General features: G+C 43.4%; 17 protein-coding genes. 9 read left to right on the forward strand and 8 right to left on the reverse strand.

Translation table 11 applies throughout. The features are described 5' to 3' along the window. The first annotated feature begins 70 nt into the window (after nucleotides 1–70). From LG368_RS08200 to LG368_RS08215, 4 genes are all read left to right on the forward strand, one after another. The gene (locus LG368_RS08200; RefSeq protein WP_226754248.1) at nucleotides 71–1,735 is read left to right on the forward strand and encodes a coiled-coil domain-containing protein; all 1,665 of its coding nucleotides are present in this window, start codon (nucleotides 71–73) and stop codon (nucleotides 1,733–1,735) included. Nucleotides 1,736–1,873: 138 nt separating this feature from the next. Continuing rightward, on the forward strand, nucleotides 1,874–5,608 hold the full coding sequence (metH, locus tag LG368_RS08205; protein WP_226754249.1) for a methionine synthase: 3,735 nt from the start codon (nucleotides 1,874–1,876) through the stop codon (nucleotides 5,606–5,608). Between the two features lie 27 nt (nucleotides 5,609–5,635). Beyond that, nucleotides 5,636–6,244, forward strand: coding sequence for a cob(I)yrinic acid a,c-diamide adenosyltransferase (gene cobO, locus LG368_RS08210; RefSeq protein WP_226754250.1), 609 nt, complete (start codon nucleotides 5,636–5,638; stop codon nucleotides 6,242–6,244). A 104-nt stretch (nucleotides 6,245–6,348) separates the two neighbouring features. Beyond that, complete coding sequence (locus tag LG368_RS08215) at nucleotides 6,349–6,702, forward strand: RidA family protein (protein WP_226754251.1); 354 nt, start codon at nucleotides 6,349–6,351, stop codon at nucleotides 6,700–6,702. A gap of 61 nt (nucleotides 6,703–6,763) precedes the next feature. On the opposite strand, the gene LG368_RS08220 is transcribed toward LG368_RS08215, so the two are convergent. Next, the gene (locus tag LG368_RS08220) at nucleotides 6,764–7,264 is read right to left on the reverse strand and encodes a cyclic nucleotide-binding domain-containing protein (protein WP_226754252.1); all 501 of its coding nucleotides are present in this window, start codon (nucleotides 7,262–7,264) and stop codon (nucleotides 6,764–6,766) included. Nucleotides 7,265–7,493: 229 nt separating this feature from the next. On the opposite strand from LG368_RS08220, the gene LG368_RS08225 reads away from it, so the two are divergent. Then, on the forward strand, nucleotides 7,494–9,080 hold the full coding sequence (locus LG368_RS08225) for an ABC-F family ATPase (RefSeq protein WP_226754253.1): 1,587 nt from the start codon (nucleotides 7,494–7,496) through the stop codon (nucleotides 9,078–9,080). A gap of 67 nt (nucleotides 9,081–9,147) precedes the next feature. Here LG368_RS08225 and LG368_RS08230 read toward each other — a convergent pair whose 3' ends face one another. The 4 genes from LG368_RS08230 to LG368_RS08245 all read right to left on the reverse strand — a co-directional run bounded on the left by LG368_RS08230 (nucleotide 9,148) and on the right by LG368_RS08245 (nucleotide 12,371). Then, the gene (locus tag LG368_RS08230; protein ID WP_226754254.1) at nucleotides 9,148–9,987 is read right to left on the reverse strand and encodes an MOSC domain-containing protein; all 840 of its coding nucleotides are present in this window, start codon (nucleotides 9,985–9,987) and stop codon (nucleotides 9,148–9,150) included. A 125-nt stretch (nucleotides 9,988–10,112) separates the two neighbouring features. Further along, nucleotides 10,113–11,279, reverse strand: a complete 1,167-nt coding sequence (locus LG368_RS08235; RefSeq protein ID WP_226754255.1) for a type III PLP-dependent enzyme — start codon at nucleotides 11,277–11,279, stop codon at nucleotides 10,113–10,115. 263 nt (nucleotides 11,280–11,542) lie between these two features. Then, nucleotides 11,543–11,962 carry a DUF6691 family protein gene (locus tag LG368_RS08240; protein ID WP_226754256.1) on the reverse strand — a complete coding sequence of 140 codons (420 nt, stop codon included), beginning with the start codon at nucleotides 11,960–11,962 and terminating at the stop codon, nucleotides 11,543–11,545. 10 nt (nucleotides 11,963–11,972) lie between these two features. Further along, complete coding sequence (locus tag LG368_RS08245; RefSeq protein ID WP_226754257.1) at nucleotides 11,973–12,371, reverse strand: YeeE/YedE family protein; 399 nt, start codon at nucleotides 12,369–12,371, stop codon at nucleotides 11,973–11,975. A 240-nt stretch (nucleotides 12,372–12,611) separates the two neighbouring features. On the opposite strand from LG368_RS08245, the gene LG368_RS08250 reads away from it, so the two are divergent. After that, nucleotides 12,612–13,043, forward strand: a complete 432-nt coding sequence (locus LG368_RS08250; RefSeq protein ID WP_226754258.1) for a tellurite resistance TerB family protein — start codon at nucleotides 12,612–12,614, stop codon at nucleotides 13,041–13,043. Nucleotides 13,044–13,129: 86 nt separating this feature from the next. On the opposite strand, the gene LG368_RS08255 is transcribed toward LG368_RS08250, so the two are convergent. Then, on the reverse strand, nucleotides 13,130–13,714 hold the full coding sequence (locus LG368_RS08255) for a superoxide dismutase (protein ID WP_226754259.1): 585 nt from the start codon (nucleotides 13,712–13,714) through the stop codon (nucleotides 13,130–13,132). Nucleotides 13,715–13,873: 159 nt separating this feature from the next. On the opposite strand from LG368_RS08255, the gene LG368_RS08260 reads away from it, so the two are divergent. From LG368_RS08260 to cysN, 3 genes are all read left to right on the forward strand, one after another. Beyond that, nucleotides 13,874–14,800, forward strand: a complete 927-nt coding sequence (locus LG368_RS08260; protein WP_226754260.1) for a coiled-coil domain-containing protein — start codon at nucleotides 13,874–13,876, stop codon at nucleotides 14,798–14,800. A 192-nt stretch (nucleotides 14,801–14,992) separates the two neighbouring features. Beyond that, entirely contained in the window at nucleotides 14,993–15,898 is a 906-nt protein-coding gene (gene cysD, locus LG368_RS08265; protein WP_226754261.1) for a sulfate adenylyltransferase subunit CysD, read from the forward strand. A gap of 16 nt (nucleotides 15,899–15,914) precedes the next feature. Next, entirely contained in the window at nucleotides 15,915–17,531 is a 1,617-nt protein-coding gene (cysN, locus tag LG368_RS08270) for a sulfate adenylyltransferase subunit CysN (protein WP_226754262.1), read from the forward strand. A 112-nt stretch (nucleotides 17,532–17,643) separates the two neighbouring features. Here cysN and LG368_RS08275 read toward each other — a convergent pair whose 3' ends face one another. Continuing rightward, complete coding sequence (locus tag LG368_RS08275; protein ID WP_226754263.1) at nucleotides 17,644–18,384, reverse strand: siderophore-interacting protein; 741 nt, start codon at nucleotides 18,382–18,384, stop codon at nucleotides 17,644–17,646. Nucleotides 18,385–18,445: 61 nt separating this feature from the next. Continuing rightward, a complete protein-coding gene (locus tag LG368_RS08280) occupies nucleotides 18,446–18,865 on the reverse strand; it encodes a MarR family winged helix-turn-helix transcriptional regulator (RefSeq protein WP_226754264.1) in 420 nt (139 codons plus the stop codon). Nucleotides 18,866–19,019: the final 154 nt, after the last annotated feature.

The raw sequence follows: 19,019 nt of genomic DNA on the forward strand, positions 1-19,019 counted from the left end.
TCTAGTGGTAAATCTGTCATAAGAGGTAATCTTCTCTATTGTTGATTTTGCGTTTGTTAAGGAGCGAAGCATGAATGTATGTAAGCGGATGGTGATTCCGATTACTTTTGGGTTGGCCTTATCCGCCTGTAGTACGACTTCTCAGCAGCAAACAGACGCGATGTTAACGGGAGCGAATGAAGTCAGCACCGCTGTGCAAACGTCTGGGCAAGAAAACCCAACCGCAGAGTCTTCTCCCTCACCGTCGATAAATAATACCGCCAAATTAGAACAAGACATCCAAGCCAAAAACCGTCAGATCGATTCCCTTCAACAACAGCTATCAAAGAACCAACAACGTCTCGTCGAGCTCAATAAAGCGCTGAATCAAAAAGATACCCTGATTGCCTCCTTGCAAAAAGAGCGAGATCAAAGCGCTGAAGCGCTGGCGGATTTAGAAGCGCAAAAAATGCAAAGAGCCTTGTTGGAGTCCCGCTACGCCGCACTTAATCTAGAAAACGATCAGTTAAAAAACGATATAAGCCATCTTAAAAACGAAAACCAAGTTTTAAAACAGCGTATTACTGCCTTGGAGTCTTTGCCAAAGAGTCAGGGTGATTATCCAATGAGATACCTGTCATTGCTCAGTGATAATACACAGCTTCAACAGGCCTACGCAGATCTAGAGTTGGCTAATGAAGCCAATCAGCAACAATTGGCGTCGCTTAAAAAAGAAAATCTCATTTTAGGAGGGGCTTTATCTGACTCTAGGGCTCAGCAACAAGTTTTGTGGGACAGAATTCAAGCGTTTGAAGTGGCAAAAGACATTACAGATGTCCTCAGTGATAAGGCCAAAGCCGCTGACGCTGAACCAGAGGAGCGCCGGGATAATACTGACCGAAAAAATGCGGATCAAAAAAGTATTCCGCTTGATCAGGGAAGCACCATTGCCGCCTATGAGCTGGAGAATCAGCGCTTAAGAGCAGAATTGACCCAGCTACAAGGTCGCATTGCACGTCAAGAGCAGGCACTTTCAGATTATCAAATCGATATTGTTAGGTTAGAAGCGGCACTGGATGAGAATGCCAATTATGAAGCGCGCTGGAAGGCGCTTGATAACAAATTAATACAAGCCCAAAAAGACAACGCAGCCTTGTCAATCCGTTTAAACACGGCCCAAGAAGCACTGAGATTACGTCAGGCGGAGTTGAGTGCCATGACCGATCAATTAAGCCGTACTCAACAATCATTGGAACTCAATGAGAACCGCAGTATTTCTATTGAAGCGGCCATCGCTTCTCTGCAGTCTCAAACCAATGCCAGTTTGCAAAATATTCAGTGGCAATTGCCCAGTGAAATGGGGCTGTATGACACCTTCGAAATCTTAGTTTCTGCCGAGGTGACGCCTTCTTTGTCAGGACAAGCCTATCAAGCCGAGTTGGTCACAGACAGTGACATACAAATGATCAGTGATCGTGTCGCCAGCGCGGTTGTTCAGAACGGTCGGGTGCAATGGCGTTGGCGTGTGTCTGGCTTGAACGAGAAGCCGGATGCCCAGCTGAATGTATTTGTCACTCAGCAAATGAACTTTCAAGATCAGGTTATTCAACGTCAGGTGTATCGGGGGGCAAAGACTCTGTCGCTGGTGAACACCAATTTGTTAGAGAAATACGGTTATTGGGGCATGGCCATTCTATTCGGTTTATTAGGTGGTTTCTTGATTGGAAGAACCAATAAAAGCCGAAAGAACTTATAAGTGTTAGAAAAACGCCTAAAGAATCGTTATAAAATAGCTGAGCAATATAACACTCAATGTTTTATTACTTTTTTTCAACGCGTAAAGTTTGACTTTTCGGTATAGTACGTTCGCATATTCTTTTTTGAGGTGGTGAGCGTGGTAAAGTCCGATTCGTATTCTATTATTGAGAAACGACTAGCTGAAAATGTGTTGATCCTTGATGGTGCTATGGGCACCATGATTCAAGCGTACAAGTTGGAAGAACAAGATTATCGTGGTGAGCGGTTTGCGGATTGGGAAAGTGACCTAAAAGGCAATAATGACCTGCTTTCTCTGACACAACCTACCATTATAAAAGCGATTTATGCCGGTTACCTTGCCGCCGGTGCTGATATCATAGAAACCAATACCTTTAATGCAAACTACATTTCCATGTTGGATTATCACATGGAAGATTTGAGCTACGAACTTAACTTTGAGTCGGCTCGTTTAGCTCGTGAAGTCGCCGACGAATTTATCACGCAGAATCCCGGTAAGCCACGCTTTGTTGCAGGCACGTTGGGACCAACAAGTCGTACCTGTACTATTTCCCCTGATGTAAACGATCCTGGTTATCGTAATATTCATTTTGATGAGCTGGTGGAAGCTTACGCGGTTGCCGTTGATGGTTTGATCAAGGGTGGATCCGATCTGATTTTGATTGAAACCATATTTGATACCTTGAATGCCAAAGCGGCGATTTATGCCGTGCTGGATTATTTCGAGAAGACGGGTGTGCGCTACCCTATAATGATCTCGGGGACCATTACTGACGCATCAGGACGGACGCTGTCGGGTCAAACCACTGAGGCTTTTTGGAATTCCATTTCCCATGCTAAACCTTTGTCTGTGGGTCTTAACTGTGCCCTTGGCCCAAAAGAATTGCGCCAATACGTAGAAGAGTTGTCTCGAATTGCGGACACTTATGTATCATCCCACCCCAATGCCGGTTTACCTAATGCCTTTGGCGAATACGATGAGACCCCAGAAGAGATGCTTGAAGAAATTCAGGGTTGGGTCGATTCTGGTTTCTTAAATATCATTGGTGGTTGTTGTGGTACCTCACCAGAGCACATTGAAGCGTTTGCCAATGCATTTGCGCATTCTGTACCGCGTGTTATCCCAGATATTGAAAAAGCCTGTCGTTTATCCGGCCTAGAGCCTTTTAACATCGATGGCAACAGTTTGTTTGTCAATGTAGGTGAGCGGACCAATGTTACTGGCTCTGCTATGTTTAAACGTCTTATTAAAGAAGGTGATTTTGATACCGCTCTTGATGTGGCGCGTCAGCAGGTAGAAAACGGCGCACAGATCATCGATATCAACATGGATGAAGGGATGTTGGACTCCCAAGCGGCCATGGAGCGTTTTTTGAAATTGATTGCGTCTGAGCCTGATATTTCTCGTGTGCCAATTATGCTTGATTCCTCTAAGTGGGAAATCCTTGAAGCCGGATTAAAATGGATTCAAGGCAAGGGCGTTGTCAACTCGATCAGCATGAAAGAGGGCGAGGATAAGTTCCGCGATCAAGCACGTAAGTTAATGAAATACGGCGCGGCGGTCATCGTCATGGCGTTTGATGAAGTGGGTCAGGCAGACACCCGTGCGCGTAAAATTGAAATTTGCCGTCGTTCTTATCATATTCTGGTGGACGAAGTAGGCTTTCCACCAGAAGACATTATTTTTGATCCTAATATTTTTGCTATTGCTACGGGCATTGAAGAACACAATCGCTATGCACTAGATTTCATTGAAGCGACAGGGGACATTACCCGTGAGCTGCCTTATGCCAAGGTGTCCGGTGGTGTGTCTAACGTGTCTTTCTCATTCCGTGGTAACAATCCCGTCCGAGAAGCCATTCACGCGGTTTTCTTATATCACGCCATCAAGCAAGGTATGACGATGGGGATTGTTAACGCCGGGCAATTGGCTTTGTATGAAGACATTCCTCCCAAGTTACGTAATGCGGTAGAAGACGCGGTTTTAAATCGTACGCCAGATGCGACAGATAACTTACTCGCCATGGCTGGTGAATTTGCAGGTACGGGCGAAGTGGCGGAAAAAGAGACTCAGGAATGGCGAAGCTTTCCCGTTTCTGAGCGTTTGAGTCACGCCTTGGTAAAAGGGATTACAGAATTTATTGACGAAGACACAGAAGAAGCGCGTCTTGCGTTTGCGCGTCCTTTAGAGGTCATTGAAGGGCCATTAATGGATGGTATGGGCATCGTCGGTGATTTATTCGGCTCCGGTAAAATGTTTTTACCTCAGGTTGTAAAATCGGCTCGTGTGATGAAAAAAGCCGTTGCCTATTTGATGCCCTATATCGAGGAGGAAAAGCGTCTTAATATGGACACAGCTTCGTCGAGTAATGGCAAAATTGTGATGGCGACGGTAAAAGGCGATGTGCATGACATCGGTAAAAACATCGTGGGTGTGGTGCTGCAATGTAATAATTTTGAAGTCATCGACCTAGGGGTGATGGTGCCTGCTGAGAAAATCTTACGCACGGCAAAAGAAGAAGGCGCAGACATGATTGGTTTGTCTGGTTTGATTACACCGTCTTTAGATGAAATGGTACATGTTGCTAAAGAAATGGAGCGTCAAGGTTTTGAGTTGCCTGTGATGATTGGTGGCGCGACCACTTCTAAAGCGCATACCGCGGTTAAAATTGAACAAAACTACAAACGCAACCAAGTGGTTCATGTCACGAATGCGTCTCGAAGCGTCGGAGTTGCCAGTGCTTTGTTGAGCAAAGACAAAGCGCGTTACCAAGCGTTTGTGGACGATATTAAAGCTGACTACGAAAAAACGCGTATTCGTTATAAAGACCGAGCGAAAGCGGGTCGTCGAGTGTCGTTAGACAAAGCGCGTCTCAATAAAGCACCGATTGAATTTGCTGGACAAGTTGTGACACCAAACAAATTGGGTGTGACGGTATTGACTGAAAAAGACATCGATTTTACTGTCGTCAAAAACTATATCGATTGGACGCCTTTCTTCCAAACGTGGGAATTGGCAGGTTCTTATCCGCGTATTTTGACCGACGAAGTCGTTGGTACAGAAGCCACTCGTGTGTACGAAGATGCCTTGATGATGATGGATGACGTGATTGCAAGTCGTTCATTGCAAGCGCGTGCTGTATTTGGTTTGTTTCCAGCGAATCAAGTGAACCATGACGATATTGAAATCTATACGGATGAATCGCGCACAGAAGTGATCGAACGCTTGTCTTTTTTACGTATTCAAAATGAACTGACAGCACCGGGTAAATATAATCACAGTTTAGCGGACTTTGTTGCACCGAAAGACAGTGGTATTGGCGATTATATGGGGGCCTTTGCTTGTGCCGCAGGTTTTGGCATTGATCCGCTGGTGGAAGCTTATGAAGCGGATCATGATGATTACAATTCTATTATGATTAAAGCGGTCGCGGACCGATTGGCCGAGGCAACCGCGGAATATCTGCATGAAAGGGTTCGTAAAGAGTACTGGGGCTATGCGGCCGATGAAGACCTTACCAATGCCCAATTGATTAAAGAAAAATACCAAGGTATTCGGCCTGCTCCTGGCTATCCTGCTTGCCCTGATCATACTGAGAAGGCTAAGTTATGGACCATGCTCGATGTTGAGGCAAAAATCGGTATGCAGATCACAGAGAGCTTCGCTATGTTACCGACAGCGGCAGTGAGTGGTTGGTATTTCGGGCATCCTGACGCTACTTATTTTGGTGTTGGAAAAATAGGCCCAGATCAAGTGGATGATTATGCGACCCGTACTGGTATGACAAAGGACGATGCCGAACGCTGGTTGGCTCCAAACCTTGGTTACGATCCTGAAGACGATCGAATTTAAACACGACAAATTCAAGGAAACAGCACAATGGCAAAAGCAATCAAAGACCCAGAGAAGCATAAAATTCGCATGCAGGCGATCAAGTCTCATGTGGATAAGCGCATCGCAAAAGCGCAAGAGGACAAGGGGACCTTTGTCTTGTTAACCGGTAATGGCAAAGGCAAATCCAGTTCTGCGCTTGGCATGGTTGCAAGAGCACTGGGTCATGGTATGAAAGTGGGTGTTGTTCAGTTTTTAAAAGGTGAATGGAATACAGGGGAAATTGATTTTTTCAAGCGTCAAGACAATGTGCAGTGGGAAATTATGCCAGCCGGTTTTACATGGGAAACTCAAAACCGTGAATCTGATGTGGCGTCTTCCGAGCAAGCTTGGGAAAAAGCAGTGGCCATGCTGTCAGATCCAACCATTGACCTTGTCGTATTGGATGAACTGACGTATTTATTGCATTACGAGTACTTAGTGGAAGACGATGTCTTAGAGGTTTTAATGAAACGTCCAGAAAATCAGCACCTTGTGGTGACAGGGCGGGGGGCCTCTGACGCCTTGATTGAGCTTGCAGATACGGTAAGTGATATCAAAGAAACCAAACATGCCTTTAAACGCGGCATTAAAGCGCAAAAAGGGCTGGAATTTTAACGTCGTCTCGTTTTATATTGATGGCGTTGTTTTTTAATGTAGCGACAATAAACAAAGTCTTAGTTAACTAGGGCTTTATTTTTTTGGATTGTATAGAGGTTTTTATGGCAACAATTGAGCGCATGGAAGTAGGACAGCGTATGAGTCGCATTGTTAAGCACAATGAGACCGTGTATTTGTGTGGTCAGGTGGGTGCAGATGCGAACACAGATATTTCTGAGCAGACTCGTACCATGCTTGATAAAGTAGATGCGTTGTTGGAGCAAGCAGGTTCAGACAGATCTTACATTTTGTCGGCGACCATCTATCTTCGTGACATGAAAGATTTTGCTGCTATGAATGCGGTTTGGGATGCTTGGATCCCTGAAGGTCATGCGCCTGCTCGCGCTTGTGTTGAAGCAAGAATGGCACGTGCAGAATTGCTGGTGGAAATTTCGGTTGTGGCCGCGGTAAAGTAAACGGCTAGGATAAGCGACCACAGCCTATCTGGTCGCTTATTATTCAAGTTAGCCTGTTAAATCAGTTTTCACTCTTCTTCACAATCACATTGTTTTCAACGAGCTCGTTACTTAACACTCGAATAATCCTTGCCATGTCTCTTGATAAGTTCATTAACAAAATACCAAAATCAAACGGATATTGATCGTGAAAGTCACTGAATAGCTGGCTGTTTACTTCAAGCAGTAAGCCTTCTTCTAGTGCGTAGACACTGCCGACTCGATTATGCAAGGCAATCATAGAAACAAAGCCAATGGCTTCCCCAAAACGAATCGTTCGAGTTCGAGTTAACTTCCCATCATGATGTTTGAAATAGTCTAAACTGCCGTGCAAAACAAGGTGAAAACTTTCTCCTTTGCCATCATAAGCAAATATTTCATCATGCTGACTGACAAGGTGTAACTGGCCGTGGTTGATTAAAAAGTCGATGGCGTTATCGGATAGGGCACCGAAGATTGAGCCTGTTTTCAGGATAGCTGTCGAAATATCATAGGGCGACTCTGACACTAAAATGCTGTGCATTATTCCCTCCGCTGAGCGTCTTATGTTCGTCATGGCCAAGGTATTTTTGATGTGGCGTACCGTCTTCTGGTTGGCGCCTTTTAACGAAATACTTGGCTTCTTATATAAAATAGATGGTTTGTACCTTAAAGACTGAGTTCAATCTGTGCGATAATGCACCACATCAATATTGTGCTGCATTTTTGAGTTCAGCGCATCACTTTTACCTCATGATAAACGGAAGAATGCTTTGTTAACAACGGCCAACATCACCATGCAATTTGGTGCAAAACCTCTTTTTGAAAACGTTTCTGTAAAATTCGGCGAAGGCAAACGCTACGGTCTTATTGGGGCCAATGGATGTGGTAAATCCACCTTCATGAAAATCTTAGGGGGGGATTTAGAACCCAGTTCAGGTAATGTGTCAAAAGACCCAAACGAGCGCCTTGGTAAGCTAAAGCAGGATCAGTTTGCTTACGAAGAGTATTCTGTTATTGATACCGTTATCATGGGACACACAGAATTATGGGCCATTAAATCCGAAAAAGATGCGATTTATGCCAACTCAGAAATGACTGAGGCCGATGGCTTACGCGCCGGTGATTTAGAAGCAGAATTTGCCGAAATGGATGGTTATACTGCCGATGCCCGCGCAGGAGAGTTGCTACTGGGGGTTGGTATTCCAACAGAGCAACATTATGGTCTGATGAGTGAAGTGGCACCAGGTTTAAAACTGCGTGTTTTGCTGGCGCAGGCTTTGTTCTCTGATCCAGAAATTTTATTACTTGACGAGCCTACCAACAACTTGGATATCAACACCATTCGTTGGTTGGAAGGGGTCTTGGTTGAACGTAACTGCACCATGATCATCATTTCTCATGACCGTCACTTTTTGAATTCCGTTTGTACCAATATGGCGGATTTAGACTACGGTGAGTTGCGTTTATTTTCTGGTAATTACGATGAGTACATGATGGCATCGACCCAGGCTCGCGAGCGTTTGTTGTCGGACAATGCTAAGAAAAAAGCACAAATCAACGAGCTTAAGTCTTTCGTCAGTCGTTTTTCTGCCAACGCTTCCAAATCTAAGCAAGCGACCTCACGTGCAAAACAAATCGATAAAATTCAGCTTGAAGAAGTAAAACCTTCTAGCCGTCAGAATCCTTTTATTCGCTTTGAGCAAGAAAAGAAATTACACCGGATGGCGGTGCAGGTTGAAAATGTTGCCAAATCGTATGACGAAGAATTGTTTAGTGGTTTGAACATGATGGTCGAAGTGGGTGAGCGTATTGCCGTCATTGGGCCAAACGGCATAGGTAAAACGACGTTACTGAAATGTTTGGTCGGTGATACAGACCTGTCCAAAGGTGATATTAAATGGTCTGAAAATGCCAATATTGGTTATTATGCTCAGGATCATGCCCATGAGTTTGAAAAAGATGTCGATTTGATTGAATGGATGGGGCAGTGGGGTCAAGAAGGTGATGATGAGCAAGTTATTCGTGGCACGCTAGGTCGTCTATTGTTCTCACAAAACGACATTAAAAAGTCCGTTAAAGTCTTATCTGGTGGTGAGCAAGGGCGTATGTTGTTCGGTAAGTTGATGCTGCAAAAACCAAACGTTTTGGTGATGGACGAACCGACCAACCATATGGACATGGAGTCCATTGAGTCTTTAAACCTAGCGTTAGAGAATTATCCGGGTACTTTGATTTTTGTTTCCCATGACCGTGAATTTGTTTCATCATTGGCAACACGCATTGTTGAAGTAACCAGTGACGGCATTGTTGATTTCCACGGTACATATGACGAGTACCTTGCGAAACAAGAAGCTTAAGCGTTAGATAAGATCACAGCAAATCAAAAAGGAAGCCTGTTAAGCTTCCTTTTTTCGTTTTAGACGCTTAACGACGATCAAGATACACGTCGGGCTTTTGGTATTCTAGTATTTCAACAGGATCATTGAGGTGAATGTGACCTGTGTTCAGAGCGATTAAATTGATACCGAAGGTGATGCCTTCTTGGTTATTCAGTAAACGAAATTTCCCTAGCGTTTTTAGTGGTTCTCCTCTTCCAATGCGTTTCGCTGTTAATGGGTCTAGGGTCGTGAAAATACAGCGAATGCAAGGCTTTACATTTTCAAACTCGACTTCGCCAATACGGATACGCTTCCAACTGTCTTCTGCAAATGCTTCATTTCCTTCTACTACGATATTTGGGCGAAACTGTGACATGGCAATCACTTCTGGACAGGTACGATTCAGTTCATCCAGAGAGGCTTGTGTTGTGAGCAAGAAGGGATAGCCATCAGCAAAGCCAACGGGTTCGTCAGGGCGACGGCTGGTATAGCGTTTGGATTGCTCACCAAAAAATAGCAATTCTACCTCAGTGCCGAGAAGGGTGCTGAACCAGTCATTGGCGTTATCTTGAGTCTGTTGAGCGCTGAGACTGTCTTCCCATACGGTGACGTTTTTATATTTTTCTAGGAATAATGTTTCATTGAGAAGGAGCGAATTGGTCATTTCTGGGTGAGTGATTTGCCATTGATTAGGAGAAACTTGTGAAGCGCTTACCAAGGTGAGATCGGGGTACTCACGTCCACTAATAAATTGACCGTCAGGTGTCACAAGTACGAAACGTCTATCATTAACTAGACCATCATGTCGAACAATAGAATCATCAATTTTAATCCCTTTGATAGATTTGATGGGGTAGATGTTTAGTGCACTAAGGAAAAAAGACATAAGAACTCCGATCATTCGTAAAAATATATCATTACTTAGCAGGGAGGGTATTTCAATAAAAAAGCCTCAACGAATAATCGATGAGGCCTCTGCTTTTGGTTTTAAGCGGTTGTCTTAAATACTAATTATAAATAGTAAGACGCTAATGGTGGAAACCCATTAAATTCAACAGCACTGTAAGTGGTTGTGTAAGCCCCCGTTGAAAGCCAATACATACGATCACCGATGGCTAGATTCAATGGTAGACCATATTTGTAGTTTTCATACATGATATCTGCACTGTCGCAAGTCGGACCGGCAATGATCACTTCTTCAAGTTCGCCACTTTTTTCAACATGAATCGGATATTTAATGGATTCATCGAGTGTCTCGATTAGACCTGAAAATTTACCTACATCTGTATATACCCAACGGTTTAACGCAGTATGTGATTTGCGTGATATCAAAACGACCTCACTGACCAGTATTCCCGCGTTCGAGATCAAAGAGCGACCCGGTTCCAAAATAATACGTGGCAATTCGGCGCCAAAATCTTCTTCCAAGAAACGTGAAATCTCCTCGGCATAGGTAGAAAGTTCATTCGTCCGAGCAATGTAATTCGCAGGGAAACCACCACCCATGTTAATCATTTCTAATTCAATACCGTCTTCTTCTTTTAGACGCTCAAAGATCACTTTTACATTGGCGATGGCTGCATCCCATGCACCAATATCACGTTGTTGCGAACCTACGTGAAATGAAATGCCATAGGGAATCAACCCCAGCTCTTTAGCGAGAATAAGCAGATCCATTGCCATATCTGGACGACAACCGAATTTGCGAGACAAAGGCCAATCTGCTGTTACGGTGCCTTCCGTTAAAATACGCACATACACTCGAGAGCCGGGTGCGGCTTGTGCGATGTTGCGCAAGTCTGCTTCAGAATCCGTTGCAAACATGCGAACGCCTTTTTCGTAAAAGTAGCGAACATCTTTGGCTTTTTTGATGGTATTACCGTAGCTGACACGTTCTGGTGCTATGCCACCGATAGCGAACAGTTTATCCAGCTCATATCGTGATGCGACATCGAAATTTGAGCCGCGGTCACGCAATAAAGTGAGGATTTCTGGCGCAGGGTTGGCTTTGATTGCGTAAAAAATATCCGCAATAGGGAAGCCTTTTGTTAATTCTGTGTAGGCTTCGTCGATAATACTGGTATCGATAACAACAAAAGGGGTCTCTTTGGTGTCAGCAAAAGCTTTGAAGCGAGCAAAACTTTCTGGCGTATAAAAAGTGTTAACGTCAATAGACATGGGCAATAAGCTCCTTGATCATTAAAAACATAAACCGATTAAATAAGTAAACGCCTTTACCTTCTCCCGTCCTACTTATGGCTGTTACTTATCCGGCCTAAAGGCCTTAAGCGACTAGCGCAGCAGTTGAAGCGGTGCGGATTATGTTCAGCAATGACGCGCGCGCAATTTAGAGCTCGATTGAGTTAAGGTCAAGTATTTTTTCATGTTTTTAAGCAAAAAAAAGAGACCAACTGGGTCTCTTTTTTTATCGGATTTTTATCTTATTTCTGAGTCGCTTTATTCTGTAAAAAGTGTAAACCGCTGCCAACAATAAGTGCACCAATGAAGTAAAAACCCTCATTGGGATTATTTGTTAAAGCAGTCAGACCCGGTCCTGGGCAGTAACCACTTAACCCCCAACCTATACCAAACAAACCAGAACCAATAATCAATTTAGAGTCGATGTGTTTAAGGGTAGGGATTTGCCACTTACTTGCAACCATAGGGGCAACACGTTTATTTTTAATGGCGTAACCGATGACACCAACACCAATAGCGCTGGCCATTACAATGATGAGTGACGGGTTCCAGTCACCCAAAATGTCCAAGAAACCAATGACAACCGTTGGGTTGGTCATCTCGGAGAATGCTAGGCCTAAACCAAATACTAACCCTGCCGCTAAAGTAATCAATGCATACATAAAAAATCTCCTAGTTAACAATAGCAACAGTGATAATGGCTGTGGCCATAAAGGTAAGTGTGGCAACAATGGATCGTGGTGAGAACCGTGAAATACCGCATACACCATGACCACTGGTACAGCCTCCACCCAATCTTGTGCCGTAGCCAACAAGCAGACCTGAAATAATTAATAACCATGGGCTTCTAACCTCTGGAAAGGGAACCGTTTGCTCGGTAAAAACACCATAAGCGCTGCCACCAATGATCAACCCAGCAATGAACAGAAAAGGTAGGAAGCGCTCTTTGCTAAAAAGCAGCTGAGACAAGATGCCACTGATGCCAATTACTTTGCCGATAGTGAGCATATAGACAGTTGCTGTTAGACCTATTAACAGGCCTCCAACAAGCGGGTTAAAAATAGAATCCATGTTTTACTCCTCAAATTAATATTCGCAAATTCTAATGTAAAGATGCGTGAGATGTCTAATAAAAAATGATTTAAAACAATTTTTCTTAATGGCTTTTGCTTATTAGAGGTGTCATCGGGTCGTAAAATCGTCTCTTGCATACTCTTTACTGATTGGTTAGCTGATATTAATAGTCTTTAAGGATAGGCTTAACGTACAACAACACGATAGTGATCGTGAAAAGCATATTTTGGAGTAACCATGTTAGAAACATTAAAACGTCTTTTTTTGTCCCCAGTAGAACAAGGCGAACAAGTCTCCTATCAAAAAGCGGTCGCCGTTTTATTGATGGAGGTTATGCTGGCAGATCATGAAGTTGATGAAAAAGAAGGGCAACAGGTGAAGTCATTTTTGCGTGACGTTAGTGACTTGGGAGAGGATCTTGATGACTTATATCGCGAAGCATATTCTGGCGCGGAGCAAGCGCATGATCTTTATCAATTTACAAAAGTCATTAATGATCAGGCGAGTCATGTACAAAAGATGGAGTTGCTAGAGGCACTTTGGCGTGTGGCTTTAGCGGATGGAAACCTTGATGCCCATGAGGATCATCGTATTCGACGTATTAGTGAGTTACTTTTCATGCCTCACTCTGAATTTATTCAAGCCAAAATAGCGGCCCAACAAGAGTAGAAAAGTGCCTTTATATCAGTAATGTTACCATAAAGAAAACGCGGCATAAGCCGCGTTTTTTGACTGGTCTAGGTAACAATATTGACTTATGCTGCGAAGTTTGCGGAAGCAAATTCCCAGTTAGCAAGCGCCCAGAAACCTTTTAGGTAATCAGGACGAACGTTGCGGTAATCAATGTAATAAGCATGTTCCCAAAGATCCACGGTGATGATAGGCGTTTGTCCGCTTGTCATCGGTGTTCCAGCATTGCTTGTGTTAACGATTTCTAGAGAACCGTCTGCATTTTTTACCAACCAAGTCCAGCTTGAACCAAAGTTGTTTACCGCTTTGTCATCAAATGCTGCTTGGAAGTCTGCGAAAGATCCCCATTTTGCATTGATAGCGTCAGCCAGTGCGCCCGTTGGTTCACCGCCACCATTTGGGCTTAGGCTATTCCAGAAGAAGGTGTGGTTCCAAATTTGTGCTGCATTGTTGAAAACAGGACCCGCTGGTGCAGAAGAAATGATTTCCTCAAGCGATTTGTTTTCGAACTCAGAGCCAGGAACTAAGCCATTAAGCTTCACAACGTAAGTGTTGTGGTGCTTACCATGATGGTACTCTAATGTCTCAACAGACATATGAGGCTCTAGTGCATTTTTAGCATAAGGAAGAGCAGGTAATTCAAAAGCCATTGTTAATTCTCCTTGCTTTAGTATTAACGTAAATTGCTTGTTATCAAGCAGTTAATGGTGGTTATATAGTAGCATTGAACATCTAAAGATAATATTATTTAGCCTTGTTCTTAAATGATTTTTCATAATTTTTGTTAATAGTGACCTAAAAATATTTCCATGCGAAGAGACGATGATGTTGAGATCCCAAGCCTGACTTTAGATCAAGATGAAGTCAGTGATAGACGACCTAGTGCGCCTTCAAGTGCGAAGAAAGCGCAACAAAGGCAGCCAACTCCGACGAGGCCTGCTCATGCACCGACTGTGGTTCATAAAAAACAAAGTCTTGCAGGCATCTATTTTTTATTAATAGTGTTGATTGCTGCGGCATCAGGGGCCGGTTATTGGTTGTGGCAACAAAACATGCAACTCAGAAACGAGCTTTACGGCGCTAAAAGTGAGATTCAAAATCTAGATCATCAGTTATTAGCTGCCGACGTGTCAGCGAACAAGCAAGGCGAGACATTAGAAGAAACGCTCAAGACTCATGACAGTGAAATTCGTAAACTTTGGGGTGTTTCTTACGACACCAACAGAAAAGCGATTGCTGGTAACAAAGAGAATGTTGCTGCTCTTGAGAAAAAACTGTCGACTCTACGTGAAACAGTGTCAACGCAATCGAAGCGGATTGCCGTGCAAGCACAAGCATTTAATGAGGTCGAAGCCGGTTATAATACCTTGGTGCCGTCAGTGGCCACACTTGATGAAACCCTTAAGGCATTGGCGATAACACAAGAGAATCAAGCAAAACGGCTGACAACAACGAACGAGGCGATAAACGCTCAGAAGGGTCAAAATGAGGCTCAGACACTCAGTTTAGAGCAGCTATCTCAACATCTTGATACGTTGCAAGAAAAGGTTGCTCAGTTGGCCTCGCAAAAGCAAGAAGCCAGCGAAACAAGTGCTGTAGATATTCAGCAAACGCTTAATCGTCATCAAGATGCCATTGATTCTAGTGATGCTTTTAGAACGCAGGTAAATGCTGAGATCATTCGCTTGAGAAAGCAAATTAACCAGCTTATGTTAGAGCAACAGTTCACTGAATAAATTGCTTTCTCGCTCTTATTGACCAAAAAATTAAGCCGATTCGTCGGCTTTTTTTATGCCTATTATTTTGACTAACTGTCAAAACAGAGACTATACATATTCTCTTTCGGTCTAATTGGATAGTTATTTATAACTTTTTAGAATGTTATAGTGGCTCAATTGTTTGAGCTTGATAATGAGAGATAAAAAGTTATGACAGAGTTGAGACTGACACACTTAAAGCAGCTTGAAGCAGAAAGTATTCATATTATCCGCGAGGTTGCTGCGGAATTTGATAACCCCGTGATGCTGTATTCGATCGGTAAAGATTCTGCCGTTATGCTTCACCTTGCTATGAAAGCTTTTTTTCCTGGAAAACCCCCTTTCCCATTAATGCATGTGGACACGGGTTGGAAGTTTAAAGAGATGATCACTTTTCGCGATGAATTAATCGCCAAATTAGGGCTCGAATTGATTGTTCATCAAAACCAGGAGGGTATTGATCAGGGCGTTGGGCCTTTCACACACGGCAGTGCAAAACATACCGATATAATGAAGACTCAAGGCCTTAAACAAGCGCTCAATAAATATAATTTTGATGCCGCATTTGGTGGTGCTCGCCGTGATGAAGAAAAATCCCGTGCAAAAGAGCGAGTCTATTCTTTTCGAGATACACAACATCGTTGGGATCCTAAGAGCCAACGACCAGAGCTGTGGAATACCTACAATGGGAAGGTGAACAAAGGCGAAAGCATTCGAGTATTCCCATTATCGAATTGGACAGAGTTGGATATATGGCAATACATCTACCTAGAAAGCATTCCCATTGTCCCGCTGTATTTTTCCGCCAAGCGCCCTGTGGTTGAACGTGATGGCACACTCATTATGGTGGATGATGAGCGGATGCCTTTGAACGGTGAAGTTCCAGAATTAAAGTCGGTGCGTTTTCGGACATTAGGATGTTACCCACTGACTGGTGCCGTCGAGTCGGAAGCCAAGTCTTTACCTGAGATCATTCAAGAGATGCTGTTAACAAAAAGTTCAGAGCGTCAAGGTCGAATGATTGACCATGATTCGTCCGGCTCGATGGAAGAAAAGAAAAAGCAAGGCTATTTCTAATATTGGAGTATTAAGCATGTCTCACCAGTCAGAATTGATCAGCCAAGACATACTTGGCTATTTAAAACAGCACGAAGAAAAAGATTTATTGCGACTTCTCACATGTGGCAATGTAGACGACGGCAAAAGTACGCTCATCGGTCGTTTATTGCATGATTCAAAGTTGATTTATGAAGATCATTTAGACGCCGTAAAGCGTGACAGTAAAAAATCAGGCACCCAAGGCGAAGAAGTAGATTTGGCTTTGTTGGTTGATGGGTTGCAGGCAGAGCGAGAGCAAGGCATAACCATTGACGTCGCCTATCGCTATTTTTCAACAGAAAAACGCAAGTTCATCATTGCAGACACACCAGGGCATGAGCAATACACCCGTAATATGGCAACAGGGGCATCGACCTGTGATTTGGCGATTATATTAATTGATGCGCGATATGGGGTACAAACTCAAACTCGTCGCCATAGTTTTATTGCTTCTTTATTGGGCGTAAAACACCTGGTTGTGGCCATTAATAAGATGGATTTAGTGGGTTTTTCTGAAGAGACCTTTGATCAAATCAAGACAGATTACTTGGCTTTTTCGGATCAACTCGGTGACCGTAAGGCCACAGACATTCAATTTGTTCCTATCTCTGCTTTGTCTGGCGACAATGTCGTGAATGCGTCTACCAATATGCCTTGGTACCAAGGCGCGCCATTAATGTCGATTTTGGAAAGCGTGAAAATTAATCGTGACGTTAGACGCGATGCATTGCGCTTTCCTGTTCAGTATGTCAATCGCCCCAATCTTGATTTTCGTGGTTTCTCAGGGACCATTGCTGCAGGCGTTGTAAAGCCTGGCGATAAGGTGATTGCTTTACCTTCAGGTAAAACATCTACTGTTGAACGCATTGTGACGTTTGATGGGGATTTGACAACAGCAAAAGCAGGTCAGGCCGTTACATTAACGTTAGAAGATGAAATCGATATTAGCCGGGGCGATATGATTTCACATTTGACACAACCGCCATTGATGGCCAATACATTACGTGCATCGGTGGTTTGGATGGCGGAGCAAGACCTCGTTCCAAACAAGCTGTATGATTTCAAAATAGGTACGCAGCTTGTGCCTGGTAAGGTGCATAGGTTTAATCATAAGGTCGATGTGAATACGTTGCAGACTCACCCTATTGATGCACTTGAGTTAAATGGTATTGCTGACTTGGTGGTTGAGTTGGACAGACAGATTGTTTTTGATGAATACATTAATAGCCGCTTTACCGGTGCTTTTATCATTATTGATCGTTTGAGCAATGTTACCGTTGGTGCTGGCATGATCGAAGAGGCCATCAAGGGAGGGTTAGAGCACTCTAAGGTTGTTAGCCCTGCAGAGCGCGCTGCACGACTAGGTCAGCGCCCATTGGTCATTGGTTTGCAAGACACGCTGTTTGTTGACTGTGATGCTTTAGAGCGTCGCCTGATGAAGAGTGGGGTGGTTGTTTTGGCTAAGCCAGGCGCAACACAAAGAGACATTGCGTTACTGCGTGAGACGGGTATTGCGCTTTTAGTCAATAAAAGCCGTCATGTTGACTGTGTGATTGACGCTGAATGCTTTGATTCAGTAGTGAACAATATTATTGAAAGTGTAAAGCTTTAATAGTTTGCCTAATAAAGCATAGTAGAGGAAGCGTTTAAGGTGCCCTCAATGATAGTACGAATTGTGCTATGGGCACCTTGTCATTTAACCGTTTCAGTTTGAACTAAAATCATTACACTGCGTTGACAGAATCCATTCGTTTATGAGCTTTGTGCTGATCTTCGTTGTTTCCTAGTTTCCAATAGCTTGCAATGTACAACCGATCTCTATCGACTCCTTTGTCGTTTTTAAAGAAGGAGCGCAGTTGTTTCATACTGCTAAATTCGCAGGCAGCCCACACTGAAACTGTCCCTGGATACCAAGTTAATGCCTTGACTTGTTCGAGCAGGGTCTCGGCATTTTCACCTGGATGTGGATTAATGATCCATTTTATTTCCATGCCAACAGGGTGGGCTATCGTTTGAATGTCCTCTTCTGATAGCACCTCAATAATGGCATAACCTGTTGCATTCTCTGGCAAGGTTTCCAAATTCACGCTGATTGCTGGTAGGGCGGTCATATCCCCAATGAGTAAGTACCAATCAGATTCCGTGTAGATTTTTTTAGTTGGCCCCGGTCCGGCAATGAGAATAGGTTCATTAGGCTTAACATTTTGCGCCCAAGTAGAAGCGGGCCCTGGATTCTCATGCAGTACAAAATCAATATCGATTTCATCCAGACGTTGATGACGAATGGTATAAGTGCGCATGATTGGGCGTTGTGTTTCTTGTGGAAAAATAAGCTTTATATGGCTGCTTTCTTGTCCAGCGGGGAGTGACTTTATATTTTCTCCACCAAGGGTGACGCGAAACAGGTGTGGCGTAACATGGGCGCTTTTAATAACCGTTAATTCGCGAGTATTGGGTCTGTTCATTTTCTAGTCCTTGTTTTTGTCGTGTTGTACGTCAATAAGCGGTCAGCGTTGTTAATAAAGATCAGCGTAGGTTATTGAGCATAATGTTCAATGTTTTTAAAAATTCAGCCTTTTGCTGTGGTGTTAACGACGTCGTCATGGTCTGGTTTACCTGTAGTTCTAAATGGTGTAACTCACTTATCAGAATGCCTCCACACTCTGTGGTTTTTAAACGTTGGCTGCGCTGATCTTCTGTGCAAGGCAGCTTAGTCACATAACCCTCATTCACTAAACTTTTTACAGCGCGAGTGACTTGGGATTTGTCGAGTACAAGCGCTTTCACGATGTCATTAGCACGACAGTTTTGCGTAGAGTGAATGCACTTTAGTATTCTTAAATGGCAAAATGGTAGATGCACATCGGAATCAATACTGATTTGTCGGAGCCGATTTTTGTATCCATGCATTAATGCGAGCGTAGACTCGCCGATGTATATAGACATAAACATTAATAATTTATTATATGAGAATGGTTATCAATTTATTAAATATGATTGTCATCGTCAACTAATTTTTTGTGTTTCTTATTGATAAGTTGTTAGTAGGGTGGTTTCAATATAGCAAAAAACAAATAAGTGCTTTTATTAGTGCTGCTAG

Origin of the sequence: Marinomonas algarum, assembly GCF_020532605.1 — a bacterium.
Lineage (GTDB): Bacteria > Pseudomonadota > Gammaproteobacteria > Pseudomonadales > Marinomonadaceae > Marinomonas > Marinomonas algarum.

What these genes read in the sequence shown, in the direction of transcription:
- LG368_RS08200 (WP_226754248.1), top strand. Translation starts at nt 71, where the DNA reads ATGAATGTATGTAAGCGGATGGTGATTCCGATTACTTTTGGGTTGGCC.
- cobO (WP_226754250.1), top strand. Translation starts at nt 5,636, where the DNA reads ATGGCAAAAGCAATCAAAGACCCAGAGAAGCATAAAATTCGCATGCAG.
- LG368_RS08215 (WP_226754251.1), top strand. Translation starts at nt 6,349, where the DNA reads ATGGCAACAATTGAGCGCATGGAAGTAGGACAGCGTATGAGTCGCATT.
- LG368_RS08220 (WP_226754252.1), bottom strand. Translation starts at nt 7,264, where the DNA reads ATGCACAGCATTTTAGTGTCAGAGTCGCCCTATGATATTTCGACAGCT.
- LG368_RS08230 (WP_226754254.1), bottom strand. Translation starts at nt 9,987, where the DNA reads ATGTCTTTTTTCCTTAGTGCACTAAACATCTACCCCATCAAATCTATC.
- LG368_RS08235 (WP_226754255.1), bottom strand. Translation starts at nt 11,279, where the DNA reads ATGTCTATTGACGTTAACACTTTTTATACGCCAGAAAGTTTTGCTCGC.
- LG368_RS08240 (WP_226754256.1), bottom strand. Translation starts at nt 11,962, where the DNA reads ATGTATGCATTGATTACTTTAGCGGCAGGGTTAGTATTTGGTTTAGGC.
- LG368_RS08245 (WP_226754257.1), bottom strand. Translation starts at nt 12,371, where the DNA reads ATGGATTCTATTTTTAACCCGCTTGTTGGAGGCCTGTTAATAGGTCTA.
- LG368_RS08250 (WP_226754258.1), top strand. Translation starts at nt 12,612, where the DNA reads ATGTTAGAAACATTAAAACGTCTTTTTTTGTCCCCAGTAGAACAAGGC.
- LG368_RS08255 (WP_226754259.1), bottom strand. Translation starts at nt 13,714, where the DNA reads ATGGCTTTTGAATTACCTGCTCTTCCTTATGCTAAAAATGCACTAGAG.
- LG368_RS08260 (WP_226754260.1), top strand. Translation starts at nt 13,874, where the DNA reads ATGCGAAGAGACGATGATGTTGAGATCCCAAGCCTGACTTTAGATCAA.
- cysD (WP_226754261.1), top strand. Translation starts at nt 14,993, where the DNA reads ATGACAGAGTTGAGACTGACACACTTAAAGCAGCTTGAAGCAGAAAGT.
- cysN (WP_226754262.1), top strand. Translation starts at nt 15,915, where the DNA reads ATGTCTCACCAGTCAGAATTGATCAGCCAAGACATACTTGGCTATTTA.
- LG368_RS08275 (WP_226754263.1), bottom strand. Translation starts at nt 18,384, where the DNA reads ATGAACAGACCCAATACTCGCGAATTAACGGTTATTAAAAGCGCCCAT.
- LG368_RS08280 (WP_226754264.1), bottom strand. Translation starts at nt 18,865, where the DNA reads ATGTCTATATACATCGGCGAGTCTACGCTCGCATTAATGCATGGATAC.